The organism is Aeromicrobium changchenzhani, from assembly GCF_057586615.1.
On the sequence record NZ_CM172480.1, the window covers coordinates 1,322,310 to 1,337,538 of the forward strand.

General features: G+C 60.8%; 12 protein-coding genes and 1 tRNA gene. 8 read left to right on the forward strand and 5 right to left on the reverse strand.

Annotation, left to right across the window (positions count from 1 at the left end):
- The first annotated feature begins 90 nt into the window (after positions 1-90).
- The 3 genes from AC2YB9_RS06735 (at position 91) to AC2YB9_RS06745 (ending at position 2,799) form a co-directional block, all read left to right on the forward strand.
- Positions 91-498 (forward strand): hypothetical protein, encoded by a 408-nt coding sequence (locus AC2YB9_RS06735; RefSeq protein WP_487267981.1) that lies wholly within the window; start codon positions 91-93, stop codon positions 496-498.
- Between the two features lie 124 nt (positions 499-622).
- On the forward strand, positions 623-1,822 hold the full coding sequence (locus AC2YB9_RS06740; protein ID WP_487267982.1) for an NAD(P)-dependent malic enzyme: 1,200 nt from the start codon (positions 623-625) through the stop codon (positions 1,820-1,822).
- A gap of 8 nt (positions 1,823-1,830) precedes the next feature.
- A complete protein-coding gene (locus AC2YB9_RS06745) occupies positions 1,831-2,799 on the forward strand; it encodes a zinc-binding dehydrogenase (protein WP_487267983.1) in 969 nt (322 codons plus the stop codon).
- A gap of 5 nt (positions 2,800-2,804) precedes the next feature.
- Here AC2YB9_RS06745 and AC2YB9_RS06750 read toward each other — a convergent pair whose 3' ends face one another.
- From AC2YB9_RS06750 to AC2YB9_RS06765, 4 genes are all read right to left on the reverse strand, one after another.
- Positions 2,805-2,981 carry a DUF6104 family protein gene (locus AC2YB9_RS06750; protein WP_487267985.1) on the reverse strand — a complete coding sequence of 59 codons (177 nt, stop codon included), beginning with the start codon at positions 2,979-2,981 and terminating at the stop codon, positions 2,805-2,807.
- An 11-nt stretch (positions 2,982-2,992) separates the two neighbouring features.
- Entirely contained in the window at positions 2,993-6,718 is a 3,726-nt protein-coding gene (locus AC2YB9_RS06755) for a multifunctional oxoglutarate decarboxylase/oxoglutarate dehydrogenase thiamine pyrophosphate-binding subunit/dihydrolipoyllysine-residue succinyltransferase subunit (protein ID WP_487267986.1), read from the reverse strand.
- A 162-nt stretch (positions 6,719-6,880) separates the two neighbouring features.
- Positions 6,881-7,942 carry a winged helix DNA-binding domain-containing protein gene (locus AC2YB9_RS06760; protein ID WP_487267987.1) on the reverse strand — a complete coding sequence of 354 codons (1,062 nt, stop codon included), beginning with the start codon at positions 7,940-7,942 and terminating at the stop codon, positions 6,881-6,883.
- 38 nt (positions 7,943-7,980) lie between these two features.
- Entirely contained in the window at positions 7,981-8,421 is a 441-nt protein-coding gene (locus AC2YB9_RS06765) for an OsmC family peroxiredoxin (RefSeq protein WP_487267988.1), read from the reverse strand.
- Positions 8,422-8,594: 173 nt separating this feature from the next.
- On the opposite strand from AC2YB9_RS06765, the gene AC2YB9_RS06770 reads away from it, so the two are divergent.
- Positions 8,595-10,418 (forward strand): alpha/beta fold hydrolase, encoded by a 1,824-nt coding sequence (locus AC2YB9_RS06770; protein WP_487267989.1) that lies wholly within the window; start codon positions 8,595-8,597, stop codon positions 10,416-10,418.
- A 144-nt stretch (positions 10,419-10,562) separates the two neighbouring features.
- Here the strand turns inward: AC2YB9_RS06770 and AC2YB9_RS06775 are convergent.
- A tRNA-Arg gene (locus AC2YB9_RS06775) sits at positions 10,563-10,634 on the reverse strand.
- Positions 10,635-10,685: 51 nt separating this feature from the next.
- On the opposite strand from AC2YB9_RS06775, the gene AC2YB9_RS06780 reads away from it, so the two are divergent.
- From AC2YB9_RS06780 to AC2YB9_RS06795, 4 genes are all read left to right on the forward strand, one after another.
- The gene (locus AC2YB9_RS06780) at positions 10,686-11,075 is read left to right on the forward strand and encodes a response regulator transcription factor (RefSeq protein WP_487267991.1); all 390 of its coding nucleotides are present in this window, start codon (positions 10,686-10,688) and stop codon (positions 11,073-11,075) included.
- Between the two features lie 429 nt (positions 11,076-11,504).
- Positions 11,505-13,169 (forward strand): arginine--tRNA ligase, encoded by a 1,665-nt coding sequence (gene argS, locus AC2YB9_RS06785; protein ID WP_487267992.1) that lies wholly within the window; start codon positions 11,505-11,507, stop codon positions 13,167-13,169.
- Positions 13,166-14,563: a diaminopimelate decarboxylase gene (lysA, locus tag AC2YB9_RS06790; protein WP_487267993.1), complete on the forward strand. Its 1,398-nt coding sequence runs from the start codon at positions 13,166-13,168 to the stop codon at positions 14,561-14,563. Before argS ends, lysA begins: the two co-directional genes overlap by 4 nt.
- A 5-nt stretch (positions 14,564-14,568) precedes the next feature.
- Positions 14,569-15,219: a DUF1345 domain-containing protein gene (locus tag AC2YB9_RS06795; RefSeq protein ID WP_487267994.1), complete on the forward strand. Its 651-nt coding sequence runs from the start codon at positions 14,569-14,571 to the stop codon at positions 15,217-15,219.
- The last annotated feature ends 10 nt before the right edge of the window (positions 15,220-15,229 follow it).

Consider the following 15,229-nt stretch of genomic DNA (forward strand, 5'->3'; position numbering starts at 1 on the left):
TGATCTATCTTCGCAACAAAACTGCCTCGGCACAAGGATTTTGCAGGCCACGCCTTTGTTCAATCGGTCACACTCACATAAGCTTCGTTCGTGACCGAAGATCGGACGTGGGCGCGGTTGCGTCGAAACGCCAGACCGTATCTACTCATGAGCTGCACGATCATCGCTATTGAAGGTCTGACTTTCCTGCTGCTCGGTGTGCTGGCATTGGCTGATGCGGGCGGCACGAACGCCGCCAGCGACGTCGGTATTGCCTTGTTTCTAGGGGCTTATGGCGCGGCCCAGCTATATGCCTGCCGGCAGCTTCTGACCTGGCATTCTGGTGCGCGCAGCCCACTCGTCTTAACGCAACTCATCCTGCTCGGATTGGCCTGGGGGCTCAGGGATTCCGATCAGCCCTGGCTCGCGGCCCTCATGGCGGTCGGCGCAGTAGTCGCACTCATCGGATTGCTGGCGCCGGCGGTGACCCGCGCCCTGAACGCTGATGAGGCCATATGAGAGACTGGAATTCGGGCAAAACCCGCACGAGGACCGCTTAGGCAGTCCGATCCGTGAAAAATAGTGTCAGTCACCAGATCGGTCAAAACTGACACTCGCGGATTGCCCATTTCCAGGTATACCGATGGTTGCCACTGATGATGAGAAATACGTGAATTCCCTAGATCTTGAAGATCCGATTTTCGCACTACACCGCGGCGGCAAGATGGAAGTCGTTTCGACCGTGCCGTTGGCTACTGCCGAGGACCTCGCGATGTCCTATACCCCCGGCGTAGCGAAAGTATGTGAGGCGATTGCCGCCGACCCTGAGGTCGCACACGACTACACTTGGGTGTCCAACACCGTCGCCATAGTGACCGATGGGACGGCTGTTCTTGGCCTCGGCGACATTGGCCCGGCCGCCGCGATGCCGGTCATGGAAGGCAAAGCCGTTCTGTTTAAGCAGTTCGGTGGGGTTAACGCGATTCCGATCGCGCTCGCGACTACCGATGTCGATGAAATCGTCGAGACGATTGTGCACTTGGCCCCGACATTCGGCGGCGTCAACCTCGAGGACATTTCCTCACCGCGCTGCTTCGAAATCGAACGCCGCTTGATCGAACGCCTCGATATTCCGGTGTTCCATGATGATCAGCACGGCACCGCCGTCGTGGTTCTCGCCGCGCTGTACAACTCGCTCCGGTTGACCGACCGGGATATGACGGACGTCAAGATCGTGATTTCCGGAGCTGGCGCCGCCGGCGTCGCAATCACCAAGATTTTGCTCACTGCCGGTGCGTGCAAAATTGCTGTTGTCGACCGCAAGGGTGTGATCCACCCGGAGCGCGATGATCTCAATTCGGTCAAGCAAGAGCTTGCGACGTTGACCGCACCGTGGGCTCGCCCGGGCACAGTCTCTGACGCCTTGGTCAACGCCGACGTCTTCGTTGGTGTGTCGGGCGGAAGCATCCCCGAGGAAGCCGTAGCCCAGATGGCGCCGGAGGCGATTATCTTCGCACTCGCCAACCCGACTCCAGAGGTGCTGCCCGAGGTCGCGGCACGTCACGCTCGAGTCGTCGCGACCGGCCGGTCAGACTTTCCCAACCAGATCAACAATGTTCTCGTGTTCCCTGGCATTTTTCGGGGCGCGCTTGAAGTCCGCGCCACCCGGATTTCAGAAGGCATGAAGCTGGCTGCCGCGCAGACCGTCGCCGATCTCGTCGGTGATGATCTCGCCGCGGATCACATCATCCCATCACCGTTCGACCCACGGGTCGCGGTCGCTGTCGCAAAAGCTGTCACTGACACCGCCCGTCGCGAAGGTCTTGCACGCCGTCCCTACTGAGGAGCACAATGCTTGCCGTTTACGCCGATTCGATTAACCCAGAGGACCCGCTGGCCGGGTTGAAAATTGGCGAGCGTCCTGAACCTGAGGCGCCCGATGGATGGACGACGGTGACGGTCAAAGCCGCCTCGATAAATCACCACGACGTCTGGAGCCTCCGCGGCGTTGGCTTGCGCGCAGAATCGCTGCCGATGATACTCGGTTGTGACGCCGCAGGTCTGGATGAAGACGGTAACGAGGTCCTCGTACACGCCGTCATCAGTGATCCGGCGTGGCGCGGCGACGAGACGCTCGACCCGAAGCGCTCGCTGCTCTCCGAACGGCATCAAGGAACCTTCGCCGAGCGGGTCATCGTGCCCAGCCGCAATGTTGTGGCCAAACCAGCCGGTATGTCGTTTGCCGAAGCGGCCTGCCTCCCAACAGCCTGGCTCACCGCATACCGGATGTTGTTCACGCAGTCAGGCCTCAAACAGGGTGATTCGGTCCTAATTCAGGGCGCTGGCGGCGGTGTGGCAACGGCCGCGATTACGCTCGCACGCGCCGCAGGTTTCCGGGTCTATGCGACGAGTCGGGATGAAGTCAAACGAACCCGGGCGCTGGAGATCGGTGCCCATGAGGTGTTTGAGTCCGGTGCCCGATTGCCCGCAAGAGTCGATGCGGTGATTGAAACCGTAGGTGCAGCGACCTGGTCACACTCGATCAAGTCGATGCGTCCCGGCGGGACGATCGTGATCGCCGGTGCAACGTCGGGCGATGCGCCCAAAGCGGCCGAACTCACGAGGATCTTTTTTCAACAGATGCGAATCCACGGGTCGACGATGGGAACGCGCGATGAACTCCACGCGCTGGCACAGTTTATGGATGTCACCGGCGTTCGCCCATTGATCGATCGGGAGATCCCGATGGAGGATGCAGCTGACGGACTGGCCTCGGTCATCGACGGCAGCGTCTTCGGCAAGATCGTACTCACCCGCTGACCCGCTCAGTCATCCTCATCATCGAGGCGGGCTAGCCAGGTCGCGAGGCGTTCGACTGGAACCTCGAAATCCGGGTTCAGGTCCACGAACTCGACGAGCCGCTCGGACAGCCACGACAGCGTGACTTCCTCATCACCCCGCCGCTTTTCCAACTCCTCGATCCCACGATCGGTGAAATACATGGTTCGGCCGATCAGGAAAATGCCTGCTGCATGAGCGCGGCGTGTTCTTCGAGGTGGCGGGCGTGGGAGCCAACCGATGGTGCGGCCGATTCTGGCCGGGAAACGCGCAGCAGCGGCAGCCCATCGAACTCGCCGCTGAAATGCAGCGCGATGTGCGGCCACGGACCTTGGTTGGCTGGCTCGTCCTGAACCCAACGAACTTCCTTAGCGTTGGTGAACCTAGCGACCTCGGCGTTGAGTTCGGCAGTCGGCTGCGGGTAGATCTGCTCGAGTCGAACGATTGCGGTGCGCGACTGATCGGCCTCACGCTTGGCGCGCTCGGCGAACAAATCCCAAGTGATCTTGCCGCTGCACACCAAGACACGTTCGACCTGTGCGGCATCGACCGTGTCGTCGCCGATGACCGGAAGAAAGGTGCCGTTGGTGAAGTCCTCTGGCGCCGACGTCGCGGCCTTGTTGCGCAGCATCGACTTCGGTGTGAAGACGATCAACGGACGATGTTCGCCCGACAGATTCTGCCGACGTAGCAGGTGAAAGTACGACGCGGGGGTTGACGGCTGCGCAATAGTCACGGACTCATCGGCGCCGAGCAGTAGGAAGCGCTCGATCCGCGCCGAGGAATGGTCTGGTCCCTGACCTTCATAACCGTGGGGGAGGAGTAGGACGACGCCCGACTTTTGTCCCCACTTGGCTTCGCCAGAAGAAATGTACTCATCGATGATGGACTGTGCGCCGTTGACGAAATCGCCGAACTGCGCCTCCCACATCGTGAGTGCCTCGGGACGCGCCACCGAATAGCCATACTCAAAGCCGAGCGCAGCGTATTCCGACAGCATCGAGTCGTAGACGAAGAACTGGGCTTGCGTGTCGCTGACCGAGGCGAGTGGCGTCCACTCGGCACCATTCTTGCGGTCGATGACCGTCGCGAAACGGGTTGTGAAGGTGCCGCGGCGGGTGTCCTGACCGGCCAGTCGTACGGCCCGGCCTTGCATCAGCAATGAGCCCATCGCGATGATTTCGCCAGTGCCCCAGTCGATTGGGCCCTGGGTGATCGCGGCGGCGCGGCGTTGCAGTTGTGGCAGCACCTTCGGATGCACCGTGAAGCCGTCGGGAACATTCGTGTAACTGTCCGCGATTGCCTTGAGGGTTTCGATCGAGACCGCCGTATGCAGTCCGGACTCGAGCGCGCTCGATTTGACCGGGTAAGCCGGCGTGCGGGTGTAATGGCTCGTGCTCGCGGTGGCTTCCTTGACTTCCTTGAAGTTACGTTCGAGCTGCGAGCGATAGTCGGCGAGGGCGGCCTCGGCCTCTTCCATCGTGATGTCGCCACGGCCGACGAGCGCCTCGGTGTAAAGCTTGCGCACCGACTTCTTCTTCTCGATTGTGTCGTACATTATCGGCTGGGTGAAACTGGGATCGTCGCCCTCGTTGTGGCCGCGCCGGCGGTAGCAGACGAGATCGACGACGATGTCCTTGTTGAAGGTGCGTCGATATTCATAGGCAAGGCGTGCCACCCGAATACAGGCTTCGGGGTCATCGCCATTGACGTGAAAGACGGGGGCCTGGATCATCTTGGCCACATCGGTGCAGTACATCGACGAACGCGATGCCGCGGGAGCGGTGGTGAAGCCAACCTGGTTGTTCACGATGACGTGGATGGTGCCACCAGTGCGGTAGCCGCGAAGTAGCGAGAGATTGAGCGTCTCCGCTACAACCCCTTGGCCAGCAAATGCCGCATCGCCATGGACAAGAACCGGAAGAACCGGGAATTCTTCGCCACGGTTGAGCAGATCCTGTTTGGCCCGGGTGATGCCCTCGAGCACAGGGTTAACGGTTTCGAGGTGGGACGGATTGGCAGCGACTGAGACCTTGATTTTGTCGCCGTTGCCTGCGGTGAACTCGCCTTCGACGCCGAGGTGATATTTCACATCGCCGGAACCTTGAACGGTCCGCGGATCGATGTTGCCCTCGAATTCGCGGAACACGTCGCCAGCGCTCTTGCCGGCGATATTGACCAAGACATTGAGTCGGCCGCGGTGGGCCATGCCAATGCAGACCTCTTCGAGGTTGTCGGCGGCTGCGGCCTCGCAGATCTCGTCGAGGAACGGGACGGTGGTTTCGCCGCCTTCGAGACTGAAGCGTTTCTGGCCAACAAACTTGGTCTGCAGGAAGGTCTCGAAGGCCTCGCCCTGATTGAGCTTCTGGAGAATGCGCAACTGCTCCTCGCGCGGTGGTTTCGTGCGAGGGCGCTCAATGCGCTCCTGGAACCAGCGGCGTTCGTCTGGATCATTGATGTGCATATATTCCAGGCCGACCGTCCGACTGTAGGAATCGCGCAGGATACCCAGAATGTCGCGCAGCTTCATGAAGCGCTTGCCGTTGCCGAATGAACCGGTCGCGAATTCGCGCTCCAGGTCCCAGAGCGTCAGAGCATGGGTCGCGGTGTCGAGATCGGGATGGCTGCGCTGTTTGTACATCAACGGATTGGTGTCGGCCATGAGATGCCCACGCACGCGGAACGCCTGGATGAGTTCGAGCACACGAGCTTGCTTGTGAACGTCATCGTCGTGGCTGACGGCGATGTCTTGGGCCCAGCGGATCGGGTCGTAGGGAATCTTCAGTGCTTGGAAGATCTCGTCGTAGAAATCGTCCTCGCCCAACAGCAGCGCATGGACCTTCTTGAGGAACTCACCTGAGCCAGCGCCTTGGATGACGCGGTGGTCATAGGTCGACGTGAGGGTCATCATCTTGGAGATGGCCATTGTCGCGATGGTGTGTGCGGACGCACCTTGGAACTCGGGCGGGTAGTCCATCGAACCAACGCCAATGATGACGCCTTGACCTGCCATGAGCCGGGGGATCGAGTGATTCGTACCGATGCCGCCGGGGTTGGTCAAACTGACCGTCGTGCCCTGGAAGTCTTTGACTTCAAGTTTATTGTTGCGGGCCTTGGTGACCATCGTCTCGTACGCAGACCAAAACTCTGCGAATGCCATCGTGTCTGCGGCCTTGATGTTGGGCACAAGAAGTGTGCGTGTGCCATCAGGCTTGGGCAGGTCGATCGCGAGGCCGAAATTAATGTGCTCGGGCTTGAGCTGCGTCGGTTTGCCATTGACGACAGCGAAGCCGGTGTTCATAGAGGGTTGGGCCTTGATCGCCTGCACTACCGCATAGCCGATCAAGTGGGTGAATGACACCTTGCCGCCACGGGCGCGAGCGAGATGATTGTTGATCACGATGCGATTGTCGAAGAGCAGCTTGACCGGAACGGCACGAACGCTGGTTGCGGTCGGGACGGTCAGGCTCTGGTCCATGTTGACGACAGTGCGCGCGGCAGCGCCGCGAAGGGTCACACCGTCAACATCTGTGGACGCCGCCGGCGCCGCTGGCTTTGCAGCCGCCGCGGGAGCAGCTGGCTTGCTCGCAGGGGCGGCAGCCTTGGCGGCTGGCTTTGTAGCAGCCTTTGGTGCTGGTGCTGGTTCGGCAGGGGCCGGTGCTGGCGCCTTCTCCGGCGCCGGAGCGGCAGGTTTCTCAGCCGCGGGGGCCGCAGGTTTGGCTCCGGGGGCCGCGGGCTTGGCTCCGTCATCTGACGGAGCGCCGTGACCACTCTCGAAGAACGACACCCACGTAGGATCCACGGATTTGGGATCGGCCTGGAAGCGGTCGTACATCTCTTCCACGAGCCATTGATTGGTGCCAAAATCTGGTTGCGAGCTGTCTTGCGAGGACTCGGACACGACCTCGATCGCCTCTTCTGAGTTAGGTACGTTTGCGTGTGGGGAAATACTGTGTATCAGGGTATCGCTGCGTGCTTCCAAACCGCAGGGCGGCTCCGCAGAAAACAGGCATTGTGACCACAATCTCACCTTGACACATGAGGCCGCCCGACGGGCGCATTTTCAGCTATTGATTTGTAGTGTCGGCTGCGTGCGCAGGAACACGGCGAATCTTTCAGCGTCGGCCTCGATTGCTGCGATTTGCTTGCGACTGAGTCGGCACTGAGGAGTCACATCGATGTCGATTGAGCTGGCTCGGATCGTACGCTGCCAGCCGCCGCCGATGACGCCGTCGATGAAGAGAAGTCCGCCGCCGCGGGCCAGATCGGGCTTGAATCCGGGGTAACGCATCGGATCGAGCGGCTTGGACATATAGGAGATTGACTCGTCGAAGGCCGGCATCAGCGCAGCCGCAGGAGGATCGATTTCCGTGGGGGCAGCGGAGTCTGACCAATAGGTGGAGCCATTGATGGAGAGCGGTTCCAGCTCAGCGAGATCGAATGCCCGTCGGGATTGCGCGAGTGTCAGGCTCGACCACCAGCGCAGATCTTCGGGTCGACTCGGTCCATGACCACGGATATAAGTACGGGCCAGCCGCGCCAGCGTCTCGTCCTCGCTGCTGGTTTCGGCGGCAGCAACCGACGGTGGCACAAGCACGTAGGTGTGACTTTTGGCTTTGAGCGGGCCGCTGCAGATGAGCTGCTCGAGTTCGGCCGCCATGAAAATCTGGGCGAGCTTCTGGCCAGCGGCATCGATGCCAGCTGCACTGAGCGTCTCGGCGAGTTCGGCGCGGGTACGGGGGATAGCGTCGGAGAGTTTCGCGACGATGACGCCGGCGGCACGAGTGAAGATCTTGTCGGTCAAGCCCAGGGCTTTGTTAACGGAGGCCGACAGCCGGTGAACGCGAGGAGCGGTCAGCCGCATGAGCCAGCCGAGATCATCAGGAAGAAGCAGGTGCCAGGTCGGCCGCAGGATGTGGGTACGCAGGAATCGCCCCGACGTGAACGCCTCATCGAGGTCGGCATTTGTGAGCGTGTCGCTACGGCGCGCGATGGCCCACTTCGCCATTGCGAAGTCTTGTGCCTGAACACAACCGAAGTGGCCGACGAGATCCTCGGAGGAGGAGCTCGTCGGCGCACCTAGCCGCTGAGCGGCAGTCCGGGCACGGGTGAGCGATACGGTCATGGACCGATCGTTTCATCCGGTGCGGACAGAATCGTCGGTCAGGAAACTAACGTGGCATCGAGGGTGATCTCGACCCCTGTGAGGGCCTTGCTGACCGGGCAACCGGCCTTGGCCGCGGCGGCCGCGGCTTGGAAGCCGGCGTCGTCGATGCCTTCGACCTCACCGCGTACGGTCAACGCGATGCCAGTCAGTTGGAATCCGCCAGCTGGATCGGCTCCGAGTGAAACGTCGGCCTTCACCTCGATCGACTGAGGAGTGCCGCCGGCACCTTCAAGTTCATGCGAGAACTGCATGACGAAACAAGCCGAATGGGCGGCCGCGATGAGTTCCTCGGGGTTGGTCGCTCCGCCGCCGTCATCGGAGGCCCGCTTTGGGAAAGAAACGTCGAACGTACCGAGTCCAGAACTGGTGAGTTCGACTTGACCGGAACCGGTTTCGAAGCCGCCATCCCAGGCGGTGCGTGCGCTACGTGTGGGCATGAATATGTGCCTCTCTCTCGGGTTGTGATCTTGACGCTACTGCGTACGCGAAATTGTGCAAGGAAGAATTCAAAGTTGTACAGAAAGCCATATCTCGTAACTGTTGGCTCGGCGACTCGTTTCACTTAGCAGACGAAGGTGAGTCAACTCACCTTTTCCGAGAGGACGTTTTCGTGAAACGTACGACCGTGTTGATCGCAGCCGTTGGTCTTGTTGCTTCCGTGTTTGTCGGCCTGGCTGGCGTGTCGAGCGCTTCGGCGGTGGCCAAGTACACGATGCAGACCTTGCATTTCAAGGTCGCCACGGGCTCCACGGGGGCAACGAAGTGCGACATCATCGGTGATCTTTATCTGCCTACCGCGGCAAGCAAGAGGAAGCCGGTACCTGCCATCTTGACGACAAATGGTTTCGGTGGTTCGAAGGATGGCCAGGCTGGCATTGGTAAAGCGTTCTCCGCACGCGGCTATGCAGTGCTTACCTATTCGGGGTTGGGTTTCGGTGGCTCGAGTTGCAAGATCACCCTGGACGATCCTGATTTCGACGGGCGCGCGGCAAGCCAACTCGTGAGTTACTTGGGCGGCGCGGCCGGGATCGCATTCACCGACGCCAAACACACCCAGGCAGCACCGGTATTGACCATCATCAAACGGGACAAGAAAGATCATCTTGGCAAAACCAGCAAGAATGATCCGCGCGTCGGCATGGTCGGTGGCTCCTACGGCGGCCAGGTCCAGTTCGCGGCCGCCTCCGTTGATCCCCGGATCGACACGATCGTGCCGATCATCACATGGAGCGATCTGTCCTATTCGTTGAGCCCCAACAACACCGACCAAATCCGTGGGGTCACAGCCACGACACCAGGTGCCATCAAACTGATCTGGGGCGTTGGCTTCAGCGCGCTCGGTGTGATGAACGGCGTGCAGAACGCACAGGTCGATCCCGGCCGGCTGCTGCCGTGCCCCAACTTCGCCACCTTTGTCTGCCCGGCGTTGGTGACGGCCGGGGCCACCGGATATTTCCAGAACGCGGACGTCGCGGCATTGCGCCACGCCTCAGTGACCTCGTACATCGCAAAGATCAAGGTTCCTACCTTGGTGATCCAGGGCCTGAACGACACCCTGTTCAACATCAATGAAGGCGTCGCGAACTATCAGGCGTTGAAGAAACAGAAGACTCCAGTCAAGATGATCTGGCAGTCGTGGGGCCATACGAATCTGACCCCGGCACCAGGCGAGATTGATCTGGCCGCCCCCAATCCGTCGACGCAATACGAAACCGGTCGCATAGCCAACTGGTTTGATCATTATCTCAAGGACAGCAAAGTTTCCACCGGCCCAGAATTTGCCTACTTCCGCGATTGGATCAGTTACAAGGGCATCGCGACTCCTGCGTACGCCGCCGCGCCAAGCTACCCGGTCGGATCAGCGCGCACGATGTATCTGTCGGGTAAAAGCGATTTGGTAAGTGACCGCGCGGCGGTCGCAGCCGGTTCACAGGCCTTTGTCACTCCGTTGGCCGGATTGCCGACGAGTCTGGATCCAGCGGATGCGTTGGGCGCTTTCCTCAAGACCCCGCTACCGCTGCCGGAAACTGATCTTCCTGGCACATTCGCCTCGTACCAAGGCGGCGTGCTCGCATCACCGCTCAGGGTGGTTGGGTCTCCGGTGCTCAGAATGAAGGTCAACGCGCCCACCGTTGGCCTGACTGAGATCACCGAGCCACTCGGCAAACTCGTACTCATCGTCAAGGTCGTAGATATTGGCCCGGACGGCAAGTCGAAGCTCATCAAGAACCTTGTTGCGCCGGTCCGCGTCCCGACTGTCAACAAACCGTTCACAGTGACGTTGCCGGGCATCGCGCATCAATTCGGCAAGGGGCACAGGGTTGGCCTCATCGTGGCGGGCGGTTCACTCAACTACCGCGGCAATATCGTGGCAGCGCCGGTGACCATTGCGTCGGGCGCGACACAGACTCTGTCGCTTCCGGTGGTCAAATAGTCGGCAGCTCAGCGCCGGGGCGTTTCGAGTGTCACTCGCGTAACTAAAAAGTGCCCCCGGCAGGACTCCGTCGGGCGCTGGGCGCCCTCCTCCCCGAATCCTGAGCGCCGGGGCGTTTCGAGTGTCACTCGCGTAACTAAAAAGTGCCCCCGGCAGGATTCGAACCTGCGCTCCCGCCTCCGGAGGGCGGTGCTCTATCCCCTGAGCTACGGGGGCATTCCGCAGTAAGGGCAAGATGAAGCGTATCTCACCGCTACGGTGGACTTTGTGCCAACAGTCCTTGTCGTGGATGACACCCCGTCGATCCGGCTTCTGATCCGTATGAATCTCGAGCTCGAGGGCTTCGAGGTCGAGGAAGCAGCCGACGGAATCGAGTGCCTTGATCGTATGTTCAGCGGTGCGCCGCTGCCCGATATTCTGGCCGTTGACGTCATGATGCCGCGGCTCGACGGCCTCCAGACGGTTAAGGCGTTGCGTGCTGATCCGCGTACGGCGACCGCGTTGATCGTCATGGTGTCAACGCAAGCGCAGGCGGCCGACCTACAACGCGGTGCGGAAGTGGGGGTCGATGCCTACATCACCAAACCCTTCGACCCGGACGTACTCGTGCAGACCATCAAGGACGTATATGTGGCGCGTCACGGTTCGATCGATTGACCCCTTGCCAGCGCCCGGATCCGGACGTACCGTTTTTGTACAGCGAAAGGAGGTGGTCGAAAGAATGAGTGACTTTCGGACAAGTGAGGTGGCTGAACGCAGCCGCCGGATTTGCTTCGGCTAACAGATCACACGTTCCCGTTATATCCGTGTGATCCCAGCAGCGGCGAATCCACACAGCCACCCGACCCGCAGGGCGCCGATGGTCCACTCGGCAGGCGAGCAATCGTCACCCCTGTGGGTTGTCTGCTTTCTGCCGCAGATGTGAGTGCAAGTAGGGGCTCATGAGAGAACCCAACACCACAGCATCCCGCCGAGTGGCGCAGGAATGACAGATTCCGGACACGATTTGGTCATTCCTGCGCCACTCGCGGTGGATGCGTAGGCCGAGGGTCGGGCCGACGTGATCCTTGACGATAGTCTTGGGTTGTGACTCCCGAGCAACTTTCCGACGCCATCGTCGCTGCCCTGACCGCGCTTATTGAGGCCGGATCCATCACGCTGCCCGACGGCGCACCCGCCCAGGTCGTCGTGGAGCGACCCAAAAATCGCGAACACGGCGACTACGCGACGAACGTCGCCCTCCAGCTGGGCAAAAAGGCCGGTATGAATCCGCGCGAGTTCGCGCAACTGCTCGCTGACCAACTAGTGACGTCTGACGGTGTGGCCAGTGCCGAGATAGCTGGCCCCGGCTTCCTCAACATTCGTGTTGATGCGGGTGCCCAGGGCGCGCTTGCGCCGCAGATCGTGGCAGCCGGAGCCGCTTACGGCACCACCGATATCTATGCCGGCGAGCGGATCAACCTCGAATTCGTCAGCGCCAATCCCACCGGCCCGATCCACATCGGCGGCGTTCGGTGGGCCGCGGTCGGTGATTCGCTCGGCCGGATCTTGACCGCCGCTGGCGCCGAGGTGACGCGGGAGTACTACTTCAACGACCATGGTGCGCAGATTGATCGGTATGCGCGTTCACTTTTGGCCGCTGCTCGTCATGAACCGACACCCGACGACGGTTATGGCGGCCAGTACATCGCCGACATTGCCGCCGTCGTCATAGCGAAGTATCCGGACTGGGCGGATCAGAGCGAGACAGACATGCTCGAAACGTTCCGCGCTGAGGGCGTCGCGTTGATGTTCGATGAAATTAAGCAGAGTCTGCATGATTTCGGTGTCGACTTCGACGTCTACTTCCACGAGAACGATCTGCACAACTCCGGTGCGGTCGATCGGGCGATAGCTCGGCTTGACGATCTCGGCATGATGTTCGAGAAGGATGGCGCGCGCTGGCTGCGGACTTCAGACTTCGGTGACGACAAGGACCGCGTCGTCGTCAAGTCCGACGGCGAACCCGCGTACATCTCCGGCGACCTCGCCTATTACCTCGATAAGCGCGAACGCGGATTCGACCGCTGCATGATCATGCTTGGCGCTGACCATCACGGTTATGTATCGCGGCTGATGGCGATGTGCGCGGCCTTCGGTGACACGCCGGGCGTCAACCTCGAGATTCTTATCGGCCAGATGGTCAACCTGCTCAAGGACGGTGAGGCGCTTCGTATGTCTAAACGTGCCGGCACCGTCGTGTCGCTGGAGGATCTTGTCGACGCAATCGGCGTTGATGCATCGAGGTATGCGCTTGCGCGCTTCTCGACTGATTCGACCATCGATCTCGACCTTGACCTGTGGGCCAAACAGACGAGCGACAACCCGGTGTTCTACGTGCAGTACGCACATGCGCGACTTTCATCGATCCTGCGCAATGGGGTCGATCTGCAGCTAACCCCTGATGCCGCGTCATTCGATCCCGCGCTGCTGTCCACCGAACGTGAGGGTGAGTTGCTACGGTCATTGGCCGCATTTCCACGGATTGTCGCCCGTGCCGCCGAACTACATGAGCCACACCGGGTGGCTCGCTATCTCGAGGACACCGCCTCGGCATTCCACAAGTTCTACGACGTCTGTCACGTGCTGCCCAAGGGCGATGAGGAAGCCACGGACCTGCATCGCGCCCGGCTCATGTTGGTCGCAGCCACCCGACAGGTCATCAACAACGGCCTTGGATTGCTCGGCGTCAGCGCCCCGGAGCGTATGTGATGCGGGCACACGAAGCAGGCGCCCTTCACGGCCAGTCCGGCGATCGCGGACCGGCGTGGCTGAATGCGCCCGAAGATACCAATGAATTGGTGCCGCAACTTTGGGCGTCGTCGGTTTCGAAAGTCGACGGGGTTCTGACGATCGCGGGGGAGTCGGTGCTCGACATCGCTCAGGAATTCGGCACCCCCACCTACGTGGTCGACGAGGACGATTTCCGTGAACGTGCACGTGCCTTCCGGGATGCATTCCCTGCTGCGGCCGTCTACTACGCGGCCAAAGCATTCTTGTGCTTGGCCACCGCACGCTGGGTCTGCGAAGAAGGTCTCAACCTTGATGTCTGCACCGGCGGTGAACTCGCGGTCGCATTACGCGCTGAGGTTCCGCCGGCGAACATCGGCCTGCACGGCAACAACAAATCGGTTGCTGAATTGCGCACGGCGCTTGAGGCCGGCGTCGGCCGCATCATCATCGACTCGGTCGAAGAGATCGGCCGGCTCATCGCGCTGACCGAGGAACTCGGCGTCACCGCGAACGTCATGGTTCGGGTCACCGCCGGCGTTGAGGCGCATACGCACGAATACATTTCCACCTCGCACGAGGACCAGAAATTTGGTTTCTCAATCACCGGGGGAGATGCGTTCGACGCCGTCCGGCAGATTCTGGCCGAACCGCGACTCCATCTGCTCGGCCTGCATTCCCATATTGGTTCGCAGATCTTTGTGACCGATGGTTTCGAGGTCGCGGCCAAGCGAGTGCTCCGTCTGCATGCGCAGATCGCCTCCGAATTGGGCTACGTAGCACCCGAGTTCGACCTTGGTGGCGGCTATGGAATTGCCTACACGACCCAGGACGACCCGCAGACCGCCGCTCAACTCGCAGACGGCATGCTCAAGATCGTCGCGGCTGAATGCGCTGCGCTCGACATCGACATCCCGCAGTTGTCAATCGAACCGGGCCGCGCAATTGCCGGCCCATCCACCTTCACCTTGTATGAAGTCGGAACCACGAAATCGGTATCCCTCGACGGCGGCTCAGCGCGACGCTACGTCTCGGTTGACGGCGGTATGAGCGACAACATCCGCACCGCACTCTATGGCGCCGACTATTCCTGCACCCTCGCTTCACGACGGTCTGAGGCCCCGCCCGTGCTGAGCCGCGTCGTCGGCAAGCACTGCGAGTCTGGTGACATCGTGGTCAAGGATGAATTCCTTCCCGGTGATGTCAAGGCAGGTGATCTGCTGGCGGTTCCGGGCACCGGTGCCTATTGCCGTTCGATGGCCAGTACCTACAACCATGTGCCCAGAGCGGCAGTGGTTGCCGTCCGGGGTGGAGAAGCCCGATTGATCATGCGTCGTGAGACCGAGGATGACCTTTTCACCCTCGACGTTGGCTGACCGGCATGAGCGAATCGCGATGGAACTCCCCAGCGCATAGGACCGGTGTGCGGCTGGTCGTGATGGTTGTCGCGGGTGTCGCCGCAGCTGGTCTGACCGGTGTGATGGGTTCGTGGGCCCCAGCTCCGGTGGTTGGTTGGGTTGTCGCGGCCGCGATCTACAACGTCTGGGTTTGGCTCGTGATTGGCCGATTGGGCCCGGCGGACACTGCTTTACACGCGGTTCGGGAGGATCCGTCGCGGGCCACCTCGGATCTTTTGGTAGTCATTGCCGCGGTCGCGAGTCTCGCCGCGGTTGGCTTCGTTCTGATTCAGGCCAAGGATGCTTCCGATGCCACACGCGCGTTGTTCGCGTCGCTCGCGCTGGCCGGTGTCGCGCTTTCCTGGGTGCTCGTCCATACGTTGTTCACGCTGCGTTATGCGAGTTTGTATTACCGCGACGGTGGCGGCATCAGCTTCAATCAGGACACACCACCGCAATACACCGACTTCGCCTATCTGGCCTTCGATATCGGTATGACCTATCAGGTGGCCGACACCAATATCGAGACTCATGTGATTCGCGCAGTCACGCTGCGGCACATGCTGTTGTCGTATGTCTTTGGTGCCGTCATCCTCGCCACGACGATCAACCTCGTCATCGGCCTCGCGAGCTAGTCAAGGAGCG